A 16321-nucleotide genomic window follows, 5' to 3' on the forward strand; every position below is an offset into this window, starting at 1 on the left:
GGCTGGAGGGCTGGACGAAAAAGCGGTTCGGGGTTGGTGGTGGTCTTCCTGTAGGAGCGCGCCATGCGCGCGATCACCTCACCGGCAACGCAAAAAGCTTCGCGAGTAGAGAACTGGGCGTCCCCCTCGCTCCTACGTGTTCATTGGATTCCCGCGTGCGCGGGAATGACGGTTTGGCGTTGGGGGTTTCGTCCCCGTCGTCCTCGCGAACGCGGGGACCCAGTAAACAGCCACGTAGCCCGGATTTCATCCGGGTTACTCGTCCGCTTTTGTAGGAGCCAGCTTGCTGGCGATGCTTTGGTGTTGCCGGGGATCGCGCGCATGGCGCGCTCCTACAGGTCGGCATCGAGGCTGTGTTCGTAGGATCGTCGGGGACGCCCAGTTCCATGGCCGCGATAAAAGGCCTGGCGTAGAAGGTGCACGGCCAGCCTCAAGCCTATTTCTTGTGAACCCCCTTCGGCAGTTGCACCAGGCAGCTACCCGAATACATGTCGTGCCAACTGCGCTTCTGCTTGTCCCACAGGGGCCAGAGGACGCCGAGGCCAAGGCATAGCCAGGAGATGATGGCGATCAGGAAGCGCAGCAGCGCTTGCCACAGGTCGATGGCGGTGCCGTCGGCGTTCTGCACGCGGATGCCCCATACCTGCATGCCGAGGGTCTGGCCGTTGTGGGTCCAGAACTTGGCGAAGAAGGCGAACAGGCTGAGCAGCAGCAGGGTGCTGAGCAGGGGGTCGCCGTCCAGGGCGCCGGCATCGCTGAGCTGGCGGAGCCGTTCCTCGCCGAGGATGGCTATCTGGATCAGCTTGTAGACCAGGGTCACGACCATCAGCAGGGCGATGCACAGCAGCGAGTCGTAGAAGGTTGCGGCCAGGCGGCGCGGCAGTCCGGCGGCGGGGAAGTCACCCTGGGGGAGGAGTTGGTGATGTCTGGACATGGCACTCGGTCGCGAAGGGCGAAATCGTAGGCATAAAAAAGCCTCTGATGTCGCCATCAGAGGCTCTTCGTTCCGGCAGTGCTTAGCCCAGGATTTGAACCTGGTCGGCTTGCATGCCTTTTTGACCTTGCACAGCAACGAAGCTGACTTTCTGGCCTTCTTTCAGGCTCTTGAAGCCGTTGCCTTCGATGGCGCGGAAGTGCACGAACAGATCCGGACCGCTTTCGGGAGTGATGAAACCGTAACCTTTCTCGTCGTTAAACCACTTGACGGTGCCGTTCTGACGATTCGACATATCTTATTTCCTTGAAGCTAGAGTTGATGACAGCCTCTTCAGCGTTTCGTTGGAGCGAAGAGGACTGGACTGGTTGCAGATATAAGAGACGTCGATCGGGATCGGGATGTAGCAAATCAAGTGATCTGCTGCACCAGGCCACGGTTCAAAGCGACCCATGCAAACACAGCTGACGGCACTCTACGCCAACTCAAAGAGAAAATACAACCCTGGAAAAGCTCTGAATCGCAGGCGCGACGAGTGGCGTGCCCGCGCGGTCCTGGACCGTTCGCAAGATGCTGGTGGGGCTGGCGGCACGCGGTTTCGGAGCGCCTCATTTCCGTATCCCGGTGGCAGGGGTTCCTGGGGGATACGTGGATACGACGGTCAAGCTGACGCGCGGTGGCGCGGAGAACTTGCGGGAAACGTCGATTCTGCTGGGATTGCGACACAAGCATGAAGCATGCTGGCGTGATGACATGGTGCCCCGGGGGAGACTCGAACTCCCACTCCTTTCGGAAACGGATTTTGAATCCGCCGCGTCTACCGGTTCCGCCACCGGGGCACGATGGCGGCGGAGTATAGGGACAGCATCGGGGGCGGTCAATCGGCTCGCGTGGCCAAAGCGGGCGGTTTCGGCTAAACTTCGCCGCCCCGCGAAACGACCCTTCATCATGCGTGTTGCCGATTTCCATTTCGAGCTGCCAGAGGCGCTGATCGCGCGCCACCCGCTGGCCGAACGGCGTGCCAGCCGCCTGCTGGTGCTGGATGGTGCGAGCGGCGCATTGGCCCATCGCCATTTCACCGACCTCCTGGAGTACCTGCGTCCGGGCGACCTGATGGTGTTCAACAACACCCGGGTGATCCCCGCGCGGCTGTTCGGCCGCAAGGCCAGCGGCGGCCGGCTGGAGGTGCTGGTCGAGCGAGTGCTCGACAGCCACCGCGTGCTGGCCCATGTGCGCGCCAGCAAGGCGCCGAAGCCGGGCACGCGCATCGAGATCGACGGTGGCGGCTCTGCCGAGATGCTGGAGCGCCACGACAGCCTGTTCGAGCTGCGCTTCGACGAGGACGTGCTGCCGCTGCTCGACCGGGTCGGCCATATGCCGCTGCCTCCTTATATCGATCGCCCCGACGAGGCGGCGGATCGCGAGCGCTACCAGACCGTATATGCCGAGCGCGCCGGCGCGGTGGCGGCGCCGACCGCCGGGCTGCATTTCGACGAGGAACTGCTGGTGGCGATCCGCGCCAAGGGCGTCGAGCAGGCTTTCGTCACCCTGCACGTCGGCGCCGGCACCTTCCAGCCGGTGCGGGTCGAGCGCATCGAGGATCACCACATGCACCGCGAATGGCTGGAGGTTGGCCAGGACGTGGTGGATGCGGTCGCCGCCTGCCGGGCGCGCGGCGGGCGGGTGGTCGCGGTCGGCACCACCAGCGTGCGTTCGCTGGAGAGCGCGGCGCGCGGCGGCGAGTTGAAGTCGTTCAACGGCGACACCGACATCTTTCTCTATCCCGGGCGGCCCTTCCACGTGGTCGATGCCCTGGTGACCAACTTCCATCTGCCCGAGTCCACGCTGCTGATGCTGGTCTCGGCCTTCGCCGGCTATCCCGAAACCATGGCGGCCTACGCCGCCGCCGTGGCGGAAGGCTACCGCTTCTTCAGCTACGGCGATGCCATGTTCATCACTCGCAACCCCGCGCCGCGCGGGCCAGAGGATAACTCATGAGTCGCACCTGTCGCATGTCCTTCGAGCTGCTCGCCACCGATGGCAAGGCCCGCCGTGGGCGGCTGAGCTTCCCGCGCGGCGTGGTCGAGACGCCGGCCTTCATGCCCGTGGGCACCTACGGCACGGTCAAGGGCATGCTGCCGCGCGACATCGAGGCGATCGGCGCGCAGATCATCCTCGGCAACACCTTCCACCTGTGGCTGCGGCCGGGCACCGAGGTGATCAAGCGCCACGGCGACCTGCACGACTTCATGCAGTGGCAGGGGCCGATCCTCACTGACTCCGGCGGCTTCCAGGTGTTCAGCCTGGGTGCGCTGCGCAAGATCAAGGAGGAGGGCGTCTATTTCGCCTCGCCGGTGGACGGCAGCAAGGTGTTCATGGGGCCAGAGGAGTCGATGCAGGTGCAGCGCGACCTCGGCTCGGACATCGTGATGATCTTCGACGAGTGCACGCCTTATCCGGCCGACTTCGACACCGCGCAGCGCTCCATGGAGCTGTCGCTGCGCTGGGCCGCGCGCTCCAAGACCGCGCATGGCGAGAACACGGCGGCGCTGTTCGGCATCGTCCAGGGCGGCATGCACGAGGAACTGCGCCTGCGTTCGCTGGAAGGGCTCTGCGACATCGGCTTCGACGGCCTGGCCATCGGCGGCCTGTCGGTGGGTGAGCCGAAGGAGGAGATGATCCGCGTGCTCGACTTCCTGCCGCCGCACATGCCGGCCGACAAGCCGCGCTACCTGATGGGCGTCGGCAAGCCGGAGGACCTGGTCGAAGGCGTGCGCCGCGGCGTCGACATGTTCGATTGCGTGATGCCCACCCGCAACGCGCGCAACGGCCACCTGTTCATCGATACCGGCGTGCTGAAGATCCGCAATGCGGTGCATCGCCACGACGATTCGCCGCTGGACCCGAGTTGCGACTGTTACACCTGCAAACACTTCTCCCGTGCCTATCTCCATCACCTGGACAAGTGCGGCGAAATGCTCAGCAGCATGCTGAATACGATCCACAATTTGCGCCATTACCAGCGCCTGATGGCTGGTTTGCGCGAGGCTATTCAACAGGGTACATTGGCCGCCTTTGTCGATGCCTTCTATGCCCGGCGTGGCCTGCCAACACCTCCGCTGGACTGAATAACGAAAACTATCCCACGACCTTTTTCTAACAGGAGTCCTTTATGAGCTTTTTGATCCCCGCTGCCTATGCGGATGCCGCAGCCCCGGCCGCCGGTCCTGCCGGTACCGGTTTCGAGTGGGTATTCCTGGTCGGCTTCCTGGTGATCTTCTACCTGATGATCTGGCGCCCGCAGGCCAAGCGCGCCAAAGAGCACAAGAACCTGCTCGGCAGCCTGCAGAAGGGCGACGAGGTGGTCACTTCCGGTGGCATCGCCGGCAAGGTGACCAAGGTGGCCGACGATTTCGTGGTCGTCGAGGTCTCCGACAACGTCGAGCTGAAGTTCCAGAAGGGCGCGATTGCCGCCACCCTGCCGAAAGGCACGCTGAAAGCGATCTGATCCACAACATTGTTAATAATCGACGGGGCGCAAGAGCGCCCCGTGTCATAAGCGGGCGGCGTCATGCTGAACAAATACCCCCTGTGGAAATACATTCTGATCCTGGCGGTGCTGGCGATCGGTCTGGTCTATTCCGCACCCAATCTTTTCCCGGACGATCCGGCCATCCAGGTCAGCGGCGCCAGCACGGCGCTGAAGATCGAGCAGGCTGACGTCGAGCGCATCAGCCAGGCGCTGAGCGAAGCCAGGATCGCCGTCAAGGAGAGTGGCCTGAGCGAGGATGGCAAGAGCGGCCTGGTCCGCCTGACCCGCCTCGAGGACCAGCTCCCGGCCAAGGACATCGCGCGCCGGCTGCTGGGTGATGACTACGTGGTGGCGCTGAACCTCGCGCCGACCACGCCGCAGTGGTTGCGCAACCTGAGCGCCGCGCCGATGAAGCTGGGTCTCGACCTGTCCGGCGGCGTGCACTTCCTGCTGGAAGTGGACATGGAAAAGGCCCTCGACGCGCGCCGCAAGGTCTATGAAGGCGAGGTCAAGAGCCTGCTCCGCAAGGAGCGCCTGCGTTATCGCAGCCTGCCGCAGGCCGGCGGCGCCATCCAGTTGGGCTTCAGCGACACGCAGACGCTGGAAAAGGCGCAGGGCCTGATCCGCAAGGAATTCCAGGATTTCGACCTGACCAGCAGCGAGCGCAACGGCTTGCAGGTGCTGCGCCTGGAGCTGACCCAGGCCAAGCTGGCCGAGATTCGCGAATACTCGATCAAGCAGAACCTGACCACCGTGCGTAACCGGGTAAACGAGCTGGGTGTGGCCGAGCCGCTGGTGCAGCGCCAGGGCGCCAACCGCATCGTCGTCGAGTTGCCTGGCGTGCAGGACACCGCTGAAGCGAAGCGGATCCTCGGCAAGACCGCCAACCTGGAGTTCCGCCTGGCGGCAACCCCGGATGCGCCCAGGGCGACCACCGAATCCTTCGAGTTCCGCGAGCCGGGCCGTCCGCCCGTGCCGCTGGAGCGCAGCCTGATCATCACCGGCGACCAGGTCACCGACGCCCAGGCGAGCTTCGACGAGAACGGCCGCCCGCAGGTGAACATCCGCCTGGACGGCCACGGCGGCGAACTGATGAATCGTGCCACGCGCAACAACGTCGGTCGCAGCATGGCGGTGATCTTCATCGAGCAGAAGCCGCTGACCCGCTACGTCAAGCAAGTGGTCGACGGCGTCGAGAAGGAAGTCGCCGTACCGGCCTTCAAGGAAGAGAAGAAGATCATCAGCCTGGCGACCATCCAGTCGCCGCTCGGCAGCCAGTTCCGCATCACCGGCCTGACCGGCCAGGGCGAATCCTCCGAGCTGGCCCTGCTGCTGCGCGCCGGTGGCCTGGCCGCGCCGATGTACTTTGCCGAGGAACGCACCATCGGCCCGAGCCTGGGTGCGGAGAACATCGCCAAGGGTATCGAGTCCACCTGGTGGGCGATGGTCTTCGTGTCGGTGTTCATCCTGCTCATCTACAAGTTCTTCGGGCTGCTGGCCACCATCGCCCTGGCGTTCAACCTGGTGCTGCTGGTGGGCCTGATGTCGGTGATCGGGGCGACCCTGACCCTGCCGGGTATCGCCGGTATCGTGCTGACCCTGGGCATGGCGGTGGATGCCAACGTGCTGATCTATTCGCGGATCCGCGAGGAACTGCGCAACGGCCTGCCGGTGCAGCGCGCGATCCACGAGGGCTTCGACCGGGCCTACACCGCGATCATCGACAGTAACCTCACCACCCTGTTGGTGGGCGGCATCCTCTTCGCGCTGGGCACGGGGCCGATCAAGGGCTTCGCCGTGACCCTGTCGCTGGGGATCCTGACCTCGATGTTCACGGCGATCATGTTCACCCGCGGCATGGTCAACCTGATCTTCGGTGGCCGTAACTTCAAGAAACTGTGGATCTGAGCAATGGCCGTGATCAAGAAAACCATCCCCTTCATGGCGATACGCAATATCGCCTTCGCTATCACCGTGTTGCTGACCCTGGTCGGGCTCGGTGCCTTGTTCGCCAAGGGGCTGAACTTCGGCCTCGATTTCACCGGCGGTACGCTGATCGAACTGCAGTACGAGAAAGCGGCCGATCTGGAGCTGATCAAGCGCGAGCTGGGGCAGGCTGGCTACGTCGATGCGGTGGTGCAGAGCTTCGGCGCTTCCACCGATGTGCTGGTACGCCTGGCTGGCGATGACCCGCAACTGGGCAACAAGGTGGCGGATGCGCTGCGCAAGATCGATCCGGACACCGGCTTCCAGGTCAAGCGCGTAGAGTTCGTCGGCCCGCAGGTGGGCGAAGAGCTGCGCGACCAGGGTGGCCTGGCGATGCTGCTGGCGCTGGCCGGCATCCTGGTCTACCTCGCCTTCCGTTTCCAGTGGAAGTTCGGGGTCGGCGCGGTTGCGTCGCTGTTCCACGATACCGTGCTGACCCTGGGGATCCTGGCCTTCTTCCAGGTCCCCTTCGATCTCACCGTGCTGGCCGCGGTCCTGGCGATGATCGGCTACTCGCTGAACGACACCATCATCATCTACGACCGTATCCGTGAGAACTTCCGTGTGCTGCGCAAGGCCAGCCTGATCGAGAACATCGACATCTCGGTCACCCAGACCCTGCTGCGGACCATCGCGACCTCGTTCTCCACGGCACTGGCGTTGATCGCCCTGCTGGTGTTCGGTGGCGACACCCTGGGCAACTTCGCGCTGGCGCTGCTGATCGGCGTGGTGGTGGGTACCTACTCGTCGGTCTATATCGGCGCCACCGTGCTGATCTGGCTCAAGCTGACCTCCGAGGACCTGATCCCTCCGGCGGTGAACGAGGAGGCCGACGGACGTCCCTGAGGCACCGTTGGAGCTGGTTCACAGTACGTTCGCGAGCAACGGCGACCCAGGAACTTGGTCGCCGTTGTTCTGTCCAAGGCTGGGAGTAAGGCATTCAATCAATGCCTGATGACTGACAGCCAGGAGGTACAAGTGAACAAGTCAATGCTCGTTGGTGCTGTGCTGGGGGCGGTGGGCGTCACCGCAGGCGGTGCCGTGGCCACCTACAGCCTGATCGGTGGTGGCCCCGAGTACGCGGAAGTGCTTGCTGTGCAGCCGGTCAAGGAAACCATCAAGACTCCGCGCGAAGTCTGCAAGGACGTAGCGGTCACCCGTAAGCGCCCGGTGCAGGATCAGCACCAGGTGGCGGGAACGGTGCTGGGAGCCGTGGCGGGTGGCCTGCTGGGTAACCAGGTAGGCGGCGGTACCGGCAAGAAGATCGCGACCGTGGCGGGTGCCGTCGGTGGCGGTTATGCCGGTAACAAGATCCAGGAAGGCATGCAGAATCGCGATACCTACACCACCACTGAAACCCGTTGCCACACTGTCACCGATACCAGTGACAAAGTGGTCGGCTACGACGTGAAGTACCAGTTGGACGGCAAGGTCAGCCAGGTGCGCATGGACTACGATCCGGGCCGCCAGATCCCTGTCGAGAAAGGTCAACTGGTGCTGGCCAGACCCGCTGGCCAGTAACGTGCAAGACAGCGTCCAGGCACCTGCCGGCTAGTGAGCGGCAGGTGCCGGACGGTTTCCCTCCTCCGGGCGTTCGCGCCCATCCGGTATAGACTTCCGAGCAGGATGAAGCGCCAGTGTCCGGTGGACGCCATGGCGTGCCGGCTGCTTTTCGTCTCTGGCGAAGCTGGTTGATCCAGGTCAAGGGCCGCGCCCCGCAGGCCGTGAAAATGACTACAGAACAGCAACCATCATCTGCGACGAGAGGATGTCCCCATGCGCAACGTACTGCTCCCCTTCGACGGATCGGAACCGGCCAGGCGGGCGATCCACTATCTGCTCGACCTGAAGGACGAATACCCGGATATCCAGGTGCACGTGATCAACGTGCAATCCCCGGCCAAGGTCTACGGCGACTACGTGCCGGCCGACATGCTGGAGCGGATGCGCGACGGCGCGATGGCCCATGCCAGGGAGGTCATCGGCGAGGCGACCGCGCTGCTGGAGGGCAGCGGCATCCGCTTTGACACCCATGCGGTGTTCGGCGAGGTCGTCCACGAGGTCGTCCAGGCCGTGAAGGCCTTCGGGTGCGACACCGTGGTGATGGGGACCCGGGGCATGAGCAACCTGGGCAACCTGCTCATGGGCTCGGTGGCTACGCGGGTGGTGCACGAGGTGCCCGTGCCGGTGCTGTTGGTGAAATAGCGTGACGGGGCGGGGGATGGCCTGCCGCAGGGGATCAGCGTTTCATCGACGGCGCCAGGTGCGGCTGGATCGCAGTCAGTACGGCCTTGAAGCACTTGGTGTTGCCGGCGACGATCTGGCCTTTCTCGAGGAATTCGTGGCTGCCGGTGAAGTCGCTCACCAGCCCGCCGGCTTCCTGGATCAGCAGGGCGCCGGCCGCCATGTCCCACTCGGACAGGCCGAATTCCCAGAAGGCGTCGAAGCGGCCCGCCGCCACGTAGGCGAGGTCCAGGCTGGCGGCGCCGGCGCGGCGGATGCCGGCGGTCTGGCCGACCAGGCTGCGGAACATGCCCAGGTAGTTGTCCAGGTGATCGACCTGCTCGTCGCGGAACGGGAAGCCGGTACCGATCAGTGCGCCATCCAGGCTCTTGCGGGCGCTGACCCGCAGGCGGCGGCCGTTGAGGGCGGCGCCGCGGCCGCGGCTGGCGGTGAACTCTTCCTGGCGAACCGGATCGAGGACCACGGCGTGCTCGAGGCGGCCACGGTATTTGCAGGCGATGCTGACGGCGAAGTGCGGTACGCCGCGGACGAAGTTGGTGGTGCCGTCCAGCGGATCGATGATCCACAGGTAGTCGGCGCCCTCGCCGCTGCCTTCGATCAGACCTCCTTCCTCGCCGAGAAAGCCGTGGTTGGGGTAGGCCTTGCGCAGCACATTGATGATGGTCTGCTCGGCGGCGCGGTCGACTTCGGTGACGTAGTCCTTGGCTTCTTTCTCGTTGACCGAGAGGGTATCCAGGCGTTCGATGGAGCGGAAAATCAGTTCTGCGGCGCTGCGGGCTGCGCGCAGCGCGATATTCAGCATGGGCTGCATGGACAATCTCACCTGGGTCGTTAAAGAAAGCCGAACATTCTAACAGAAAAGCATGACCTAAGAATAACCGCCTGTGCCGTGCGTGGCGTTCGCGCGGGGGCTTCCTGTAAGCTTTACGCCCCTTTTGCATGTCTCGACAGGTGCTCGCGTTGCTGCAGAACATTCGCGTGGTCCTGGTCAACACCAGTCATCCCGGCAATATCGGTGCCACGGCGCGCGCCATGAAGAACATGGGGCTGTCGGAACTGGTGCTGGTCGACCCGCGCTCCTTCCCCAGTGCCGAAGCGGACGCCCGGGCATCCGGGGCCGACGACATCCTGGCTGCCGCGCGGGTGGTCGCGACCCTGGAGGAGGCGATCGTCGGCTGCTCCCTGGTCATGGGCACCAGTGCCCGCGACCGGCATATCCCTTGGCCGCTGCTCGATCCGCGCGAGTGTGGCGTGCAGGCGGTCGAGCAGGCTGGGCAGGGTGGCCGGGTGGCGCTGGTGTTCGGTCGCGAATACGCCGGCCTGACCAACGAAGAGCTGCAGCGATGTCGATTCCATGTGCACATTCCCGCCGACCCGGCGTTCAGTTCGCTGAACCTGGCGGCGGCTGTCCAGGTGTTGACCTACGAGGTGCGCATGGCCTGGCTGGCCACGCAGAGCCTGCCGACCCGGCCGGAAAAGCCGGAAGGCAAGGCCGAGGAGGGCGAGTCGGTCACCGCGGATGAGCTGGAGTTGTTCTATGCCCATCTTGAGAGCACCTTGGTGGAAATCGGTTTTCTCGATCCCGAGCGCCCGCGTTACCTGATGTCCCGTTTGCGGCGTCTCTATGGCCGCAGTTCGATCGACCGGCAGGAAATGAACATCCTGCGCGGCATCCTGACCGAGACTCAGGCGACGGCTCGCGGATTGCCCCACAAGAGGAGAGACAAGTGATGTTCGAGCGTGTGCGGGAAGACATTCAGAGCGTGTTCCATCGCGACCCGGCTGCGCGCAATGCTTTCGAGGTGCTGACCTGCTACCCGGGGCTGCATGCGGTCTGGCTGCACCGCCTGGCCCATGGCCTGTGGGGCTTCGGCTGGAAATGGCTGGCGCGCCTGGTCTCCAACTTCAGCCGCTGGCTGACCGGTATCGAGATCCATCCGGGGGCGAAGATCGGTCGGCGTTTCTTCATCGACCACGGCATGGGCATCGTGATTGGTGAAACCGCGGAAATCGGCAATGACGTGACCCTCTACCAGGGTGTGACCCTGGGTGGTACGAGCTGGAACAAGGGCAAGCGCCACCCGACCCTGGATGACGGGGTGGTGGTCGGCGCCGGTGCCAAGGTGCTCGGGCCGTTCATCGTCGGGGCGGGGGCCAAGATCGGCTCCAACGCGGTGGTGACCAAGGAAGTGCCGCCCGGCGCGACCGTGGTCGGCATTCCGGGGCGCATCATCGTCAAGTCCGACGACGAGCAGGAGGCCAAGCGCCAGGCGATCGCCGAGAAGTTCGGCTTCGATGCCTACGGCGTCAGCCAGGACATGCCCGACCCGGTGGCGCGTGCCATCGGCCAGTTGCTCGATCACCTGCACTCGGTGGACGACCGCCTCGAAGGCATGTGCTCCGCGCTCAAGGCGCTGGGCAGCGACTACTGCGCCAAGGAGCTTCCGGCGCTGCGCGACGAGGACTTCGCCGAGGTCAAGGACGCCGCTGGCGACAAGCCGGCGGCCTGATGCGGGGCGACGCGCGATCTGTTATCATGCGCGCCCCTTCCGAGATCAATCCTGAGTAAATTGATCGGTCTTATAGTTGACTTAAATACTCGGGAATAGGATACTCGCGCTAAATCCGTGACCTTCCGGTAACAAGCCATGCGATTGACCACCAAGGGCCGGTACGCTGTGACCGCGATGCTCGACCTGGCGCTGCATGCCCAGGGCGGTCCAGTGTCCCTGGCTGATATTTCCGAGCGCCAGGGCATCTCTCTGTCCTATCTGGAACAGCTATTCGCCAAGCTGCGCCGCGGCAATCTTGTCAGCAGCGTGCGCGGGCCGGGCGGTGGCTATCAGCTTTCCCGCGACATGCGCGGCATCCAGGTGGCCCAGGTCATCGATGCGGTCAACGAATCCGTGGATGCCACCCGTTGCCAGGGCATGGGCGACTGCCATGCCGGCGATACCTGCCTGACCCACCACCTGTGGTGCGATCTCAGCGAGCAGATCCACGAGTTCCTGAGCGGCATCAGCCTTGGCGACCTCGTGGCCCGTCGCGAGGTCCAGGAGGTCGCCCAGCGTCAGGATCAGCGCCACTGCCATAGCCACGGTCATGGCCGCACGGTGCGCCTGGATAAGATTGAAGCGTCCGCCGTCGATTGAGCGAACGCCAGCCTGATAGGAGAGTTTCAATGAAATTGCCGATTTACCTCGATTACTCCGCGACAACGCCGGTCGATCCGCGCGTGGCGCAGAAGATGAGCGAATGCCTGCTCGTTGATGGCAACTTCGGTAACCCGGCTTCGCGTTCCCACGTGTTCGGCTGGAAAGCCGAGGAAGCGGTGGAAAACGCTCGCCGCCAGGTGGCCGAACTGGTCAATGCCGACCCGCGCGAAATCGTCTGGACCTCCGGCGCCACCGAGTCCGACAACCTCGCCATCAAGGGCGTCGCGCATTTCTATGGCACCAAGGGCAAGCACATCATCACCTCGAAGATCGAGCACAAGGCGGTGCTGGACACCTGCCGCCAGCTCGAGCGCGAAGGTTTCGAAGTCACCTACCTGGAGCCCGGCGAAGATGGCCTGATCCTGCCGGAAATGGTCGAGGCGGCGCTGCGTGACGACACGATCCTGGTCTCGATCATGCACGTCAACAACGAGATCGGCACCATCAACGACATCGCCGCCATCGGCGAGCTGACCCGCTCGCGCGGCGTGCTGTTCCATGTCGACGCGGCGCAGTCCACCGGCAAGGTGGAGATCGACCTGGAGAAGATGAAGGTCGACCTGATGTCCTTCTCCGCGCACAAGACCTACGGCCCGAAAGGCATCGGCGCGCTGTATGTGCGCCGCAAGCCGCGCGTGCGCCTGGAAGCCATCATCCACGGCGGCGGCCACGAGCGTGGCATGCGTTCCGGCACCCTGCCGACCCACCAGATCGTCGGCATGGGCGAGGCCTTCCGCATCGCCAAGGAAGAAATGGCCCAGGAAAACCAGCGTATCCAGGCTCTGCGCGACCGCTTCTTCCGCCAGGTCGAAGGTATCGAGGAGCTGTACGTCAACGGCAGCATGACCCATCGCGTGCCGCACAACCTCAACCTGAGCTTCAACTACGTCGAGGGCGAGTCGCTGATCATGGCGCTCAAGGACCTCGCGGTGTCCTCCGGTTCCGCCTGCACCTCGGCTTCCCTGGAGCCGTCCTACGTGCTGCGCGCGCTGGGCCGCAACGACGAACTGGCGCACAGCTCGATCCGCTTCACCTTCGGTCGCTTCACCACCGAGGAAGAGGTCGACTACGCGGCCAGCAAGGTCGCCGATGCGGTGAACAAGCTGCGTGAGCTGTCGCCGCTGTGGGACATGTTCAAGGAAGGTGTCGATCTGAACAAGGTCGAATGGCAGGCGCATTGAGAGAAGTAGTCGCCTTCAAGAGCGGCACCTGATGAGAGAGGAATTGCACCATGGCATACAGTGAAAAGGTCATCGACCACTACGAAAACCCGCGCAACGTCGGCAAGCTCGATTCCGAAGATCCGGATGTCGGCACCGGCATGGTCGGCGCGCCGGCCTGCGGCGACGTGATGCGCCTGCAGATCAAGGTCAACGAGCAGGGTGTGATCGAGGACGCCAAGTTCAAGACCTACGGCTGCGGCTCCGCGATCGCCTCCAGCTCCCTCGCCACCGAGTGGATGAAGGGCAAGACCCTGGCCGAGGCCGAGTCGATCAAGAACACCCAGCTCGCCGAAGAACTGGCGCTGCCGCCGGTGAAGATCCACTGCTCCGTGCTCGCCGAAGACGCCATCAAGGCGGCCGTGCGCGACTACAAGCAGAAGAAAGGTTTGCTCTGAGCCACGTCAGCCGTTAAGGAGTCGCTATGGCCATCACCATGACCGAATCCGCCGCGAACCATGTCCGCCGCTCCCTCGATGGGCGTGGCAAGGGCGAGGGTATCCGCCTGGGTGTGCGTACCACCGGCTGCTCGGGCCTGGCATATGTGCTCGAATTCGTCGATGAGCTGGCGGACGAGGACCAGGTGTTCGAGAGCCACGGGGTGAAGGTGATCATCGATCCGAAGAGCCTTGTCTACCTCGACGGCACCGAACTGGACTTCGTGCGCGAAGGCCTCAACGAGGGCTTCAAGTTCAACAACCCCAACGTGCGCGGCGAGTGCGGCTGCGGCGAGAGCTTCAACGTCTGAGGTCATGGGCAATCCCTGTCATTTCGCCCTGTTCGGCCTGCAGCCCGATTTCCGTGTGGATCTTGCGCAGCTCGCGGCGCGTTATCGCGAACTGGCCAAGGCCGTTCACCCCGATCGTTTCGCCGATGCCTCCGAGCGTGAGCAGCGTCTGGCGCTGGAGCAGTCGGCACAGTTGAACGATGCCTACCAGACGCTGAAGAGCGCGCCGCGCCGTGCCCTCTACCTGCTGGCCCTGCGTGGTCGTGAACTGCCGCTGGAAGTGACGGTTCAGGACCCTGATTTCCTGCTCCAGCAAATGCGTTGGCGCGAGGAGCTGGAAGACTTGCAGGATAGCGCCGACCTGGATGGCGTCGAGGTCTTCAAGCGGCGCCTGAAGAGTGCCCAGACCGACCTCGACGAGCGTTTCGCCGCCTGTTGGGACGATGCCTCGCAGCGCGAGGAGGCCGAGCGCCTGGTGCGCCGCATGCAGTTCCTCGACAAGCTGGCCCACGAAGTGCGCGCTCTCGAAGAGCGCCTCGACGATTAACCGCCGCGCAGCCCGTGCTGCGCGCCTGATTACCTGAGCATCATGGCCCTATTGCAGATCGCCGAGCCCGGCCAAAGCCCCCAGCCTCACCAGCGCCGCCTGGCGGTGGGTATCGACCTGGGCACCACCAATTCGCTGGTCGCCGCGGTGCGCAGCGGTCTGTCCGCGCCGTTGGCCGATGCCGATGGGCAGGTGATCCTGCCGTCCGCCGTGCGCTATCACGCCGACCGGGTCGAGGTCGGCAGCGCCGCGAAATCCAGTGCGGCGAGCGACCCCCTGAACACCGTGCTGTCGGTCAAGCGCCTGATGGGGCGCGGCGTCGAGGATGTCAGCCATCTCGGCGAGCAACTGCCGTACCGTTTCGTCGACGGCGAGTCGCACATGCCGTTCATCGACACCGTCCAGGGGGCGAAAAGCCCGGTCGAGGTCTCGGCGGAGATTCTCAGGGTGTTGCGCGAGCGCGCCGAAGCCACCTTGGGAGGCGAACTGGTAGGGGCGGTGATCACCGTGCCGGCCTATTTCGACGATGCCCAGCGCCAGGCCACCAAGGACGCCGCTCGCCTGGCCGGCCTCAATGTGCTGCGCCTGCTCAACGAGCCGACCGCCGCGGCGGTGGCTTATGGTCTCGACCAGCAGGCCGAAGGCGTGGTGGCGATCTACGACCTGGGTGGCGGCACTTTCGACATTTCCATCCTGCGCCTGACCCGTGGCGTGTTCGAGGTGCTGGCCACCGGCGGCGACAGCGCCCTGGGCGGCGACGACTTCGACCATGCCATTGCCGGCTGGATCATCGAGCAGGCCGGCCTGTCCAGCGATCTCGATCCCTCGACCCAGCGCAGCCTGCTGCAGGCGGCATGCGCGGCCAAGGAAACGTTGACCGACAGCGATACGGCCGAGCTCGTCCATGGTTCCTGGCGCGGCCGCCTGAGCCGGGCGCAGTTCGAAGCCTTGATCGAACCCCTGGTGGCGCGCAGCCTCAAGGCCTGCCGCCGTGCGGTGCGTGATGCCGGCATCGAGCTGGACGAGGTCGAGGCGGTGGTCATGGTCGGCGGCTCCACCCGTGTGCCGCGTGTGCGCGAAGCGGTGGGCGGCCTGTTCGGGCGCACGCCGCTGACCGACATCGATCCGGACCAGGTGGTCGCCATCGGCGCGGCCATCCAGGCCGATACCCTGGCCGGCAACAAGCGCGGCGATGGCGACGACGAACTGCTGCTGCTCGACGTGATCCCGTTGTCCCTGGGTCTGGAAACCATGGGCGGCCTGATGGAGAAGATCATCCCGCGCAACACCACCATCCCGGTGGCGCGCGCACAGGACTTCACCACCTACAAGGATGGCCAGACGGCCATGATGATCCATGTGCTGCAAGGCGAGCGCGAACTGGTCAGCGATTGCCGCTCGCTGGCGCGTTTCGAGCTGCGCGGCATCCCGCCGATGGTCGCTGGCGCGGCGAAGATCCGCGTGACCTTCCAGGTCGACGCCGACGGCCTGCTCAGTGTCGCTGCGCGCGAGTTGAGCTCCGGCGTGGAGGCGAGCATCCAGGTCAAGCCGTCCTACGGCCTGACCGATGGCGAGATCGCCCGCATGTTGCAGGACTCCTTCCAGCACGCCGGCGGCGACAAGGCGGCCCGAGCCCTGCGCGAACAGCAGGTGGAGGCCGAGCGCCTGCTCGAAGCGGTGCAGTCTGCGCTGGATGTCGACGGCGAGCGCCTGCTCAGCGAAGACGAGCGGATCGCCATCCTCGCCAGCATGGAAGAGCTGCGCAGCCTGGTGGCCGGCAGCGATCTCCGTGCCATTGAACAGCAGACCAAGCGCCTTACCCAGATTACCGACGCCTTCGCCGCACGGCGGATGGATGCCAGCGTCAAGGCGGCCCTGTCCGGGCGCCGGCTCAACGAACTCGAGGAATGACCGAA

At 64.5% G+C, this 16321-nt stretch carries 18 protein-coding genes and 1 tRNA gene; 15 read left to right on the forward strand and 4 right to left on the reverse strand.

Annotated features, from left to right (window positions below):
* Nucleotides 1–436 precede the first annotated feature (436 nt).
* From PSEWESI4_RS11575 to PSEWESI4_RS11585, 3 genes are all read right to left on the reverse strand, one after another.
* Nucleotides 437–934, reverse strand: coding sequence for an RDD family protein (locus PSEWESI4_RS11575; protein ID WP_187671360.1), 498 nt, complete (start codon nucleotides 932–934; stop codon nucleotides 437–439).
* An 82-nt stretch (nucleotides 935–1016) separates the two neighbouring features.
* The gene (locus PSEWESI4_RS11580; RefSeq protein ID WP_017937312.1) at nucleotides 1017–1229 is read right to left on the reverse strand and encodes a cold-shock protein; all 213 of its coding nucleotides are present in this window, start codon (nucleotides 1227–1229) and stop codon (nucleotides 1017–1019) included.
* A gap of 459 nt (nucleotides 1230–1688) precedes the next feature.
* A tRNA-Leu gene (locus tag PSEWESI4_RS11585) sits at nucleotides 1689–1773 on the reverse strand.
* 109 nt (nucleotides 1774–1882) lie between these two features.
* Between PSEWESI4_RS11585 and queA the strand changes: the two genes are divergently transcribed.
* The 7 genes from queA to PSEWESI4_RS11620 all read left to right on the forward strand — a co-directional run bounded on the left by queA (nucleotide 1883) and on the right by PSEWESI4_RS11620 (nucleotide 8657).
* Nucleotides 1883–2932 (forward strand): tRNA preQ1(34) S-adenosylmethionine ribosyltransferase-isomerase QueA, encoded by a 1050-nt coding sequence (gene queA / locus PSEWESI4_RS11590; protein ID WP_187671361.1) that lies wholly within the window; start codon nucleotides 1883–1885, stop codon nucleotides 2930–2932.
* Nucleotides 2933–2946: 14 nt separating this feature from the next.
* Entirely contained in the window at nucleotides 2947–4062 is a 1116-nt protein-coding gene (gene tgt / locus PSEWESI4_RS11595; protein ID WP_187671453.1) for a tRNA guanosine(34) transglycosylase Tgt, read from the forward strand.
* 44 nt (nucleotides 4063–4106) lie between these two features.
* Nucleotides 4107–4442 (forward strand): preprotein translocase subunit YajC, encoded by a 336-nt coding sequence (yajC, locus tag PSEWESI4_RS11600; RefSeq protein WP_187671362.1) that lies wholly within the window; start codon nucleotides 4107–4109, stop codon nucleotides 4440–4442.
* 63 nt (nucleotides 4443–4505) lie between these two features.
* Entirely contained in the window at nucleotides 4506–6374 is a 1869-nt protein-coding gene (gene secD, locus PSEWESI4_RS11605) for a protein translocase subunit SecD (protein ID WP_187671363.1), read from the forward strand.
* Nucleotides 6375–6386: 12 nt separating this feature from the next.
* Nucleotides 6387–7298: a protein translocase subunit SecF gene (gene secF / locus PSEWESI4_RS11610; protein WP_187671454.1), complete on the forward strand. Its 912-nt coding sequence runs from the start codon at nucleotides 6387–6389 to the stop codon at nucleotides 7296–7298.
* A gap of 132 nt (nucleotides 7299–7430) precedes the next feature.
* Nucleotides 7431–7973 carry a glycine zipper 2TM domain-containing protein gene (locus PSEWESI4_RS11615; protein WP_187671364.1) on the forward strand — a complete coding sequence of 181 codons (543 nt, stop codon included), beginning with the start codon at nucleotides 7431–7433 and terminating at the stop codon, nucleotides 7971–7973.
* Nucleotides 7974–8228: 255 nt separating this feature from the next.
* Nucleotides 8229–8657 carry a universal stress protein gene (locus PSEWESI4_RS11620; RefSeq protein WP_187671365.1) on the forward strand — a complete coding sequence of 143 codons (429 nt, stop codon included), beginning with the start codon at nucleotides 8229–8231 and terminating at the stop codon, nucleotides 8655–8657.
* Nucleotides 8658–8691: 34 nt separating this feature from the next.
* Here PSEWESI4_RS11620 and suhB read toward each other — a convergent pair whose 3' ends face one another.
* A complete protein-coding gene (gene suhB, locus PSEWESI4_RS11625) occupies nucleotides 8692–9507 on the reverse strand; it encodes a type III secretion system regulator SuhB (protein WP_187671366.1) in 816 nt (271 codons plus the stop codon).
* Between the two features lie 128 nt (nucleotides 9508–9635).
* Between suhB and trmJ the strand changes: the two genes are divergently transcribed.
* The 8 genes from trmJ (at nucleotide 9636) to hscA (ending at nucleotide 16316) form a co-directional block, all read left to right on the forward strand.
* Complete coding sequence (trmJ, locus tag PSEWESI4_RS11630; protein ID WP_456243213.1) at nucleotides 9636–10427, forward strand: tRNA (cytosine(32)/uridine(32)-2'-O)-methyltransferase TrmJ; 792 nt, start codon at nucleotides 9636–9638, stop codon at nucleotides 10425–10427.
* Entirely contained in the window at nucleotides 10427–11206 is a 780-nt protein-coding gene (gene cysE, locus PSEWESI4_RS11635; RefSeq protein WP_187671368.1) for a serine O-acetyltransferase, read from the forward strand. The genes trmJ and cysE overlap by 1 nt, the downstream gene beginning before the upstream one ends.
* A gap of 138 nt (nucleotides 11207–11344) precedes the next feature.
* Nucleotides 11345–11848 (forward strand): Fe-S cluster assembly transcriptional regulator IscR, encoded by a 504-nt coding sequence (gene iscR, locus PSEWESI4_RS11640; protein WP_187671369.1) that lies wholly within the window; start codon nucleotides 11345–11347, stop codon nucleotides 11846–11848.
* 29 nt (nucleotides 11849–11877) lie between these two features.
* On the forward strand, nucleotides 11878–13092 hold the full coding sequence (locus PSEWESI4_RS11645; RefSeq protein ID WP_187671370.1) for an IscS subfamily cysteine desulfurase: 1215 nt from the start codon (nucleotides 11878–11880) through the stop codon (nucleotides 13090–13092).
* 50 nt (nucleotides 13093–13142) lie between these two features.
* Entirely contained in the window at nucleotides 13143–13529 is a 387-nt protein-coding gene (gene iscU, locus PSEWESI4_RS11650) for a Fe-S cluster assembly scaffold IscU (protein WP_187671371.1), read from the forward strand.
* Nucleotides 13530–13555: 26 nt separating this feature from the next.
* Complete coding sequence (gene iscA / locus PSEWESI4_RS11655) at nucleotides 13556–13879, forward strand: iron-sulfur cluster assembly protein IscA (RefSeq protein ID WP_187671372.1); 324 nt, start codon at nucleotides 13556–13558, stop codon at nucleotides 13877–13879.
* 4 nt (nucleotides 13880–13883) lie between these two features.
* Nucleotides 13884–14405: a co-chaperone HscB gene (gene hscB, locus PSEWESI4_RS11660; RefSeq protein WP_187671373.1), complete on the forward strand. Its 522-nt coding sequence runs from the start codon at nucleotides 13884–13886 to the stop codon at nucleotides 14403–14405.
* Between the two features lie 42 nt (nucleotides 14406–14447).
* Entirely contained in the window at nucleotides 14448–16316 is a 1869-nt protein-coding gene (hscA, locus tag PSEWESI4_RS11665; protein WP_187671374.1) for a Fe-S protein assembly chaperone HscA, read from the forward strand.
* The last annotated feature ends 5 nt before the right edge of the window (nucleotides 16317–16321 follow it).

The organism is Zestomonas carbonaria, assembly GCF_904061905.1.
Lineage (GTDB): Bacteria > Pseudomonadota > Gammaproteobacteria > Pseudomonadales > Pseudomonadaceae > Aquipseudomonas > Aquipseudomonas carbonaria.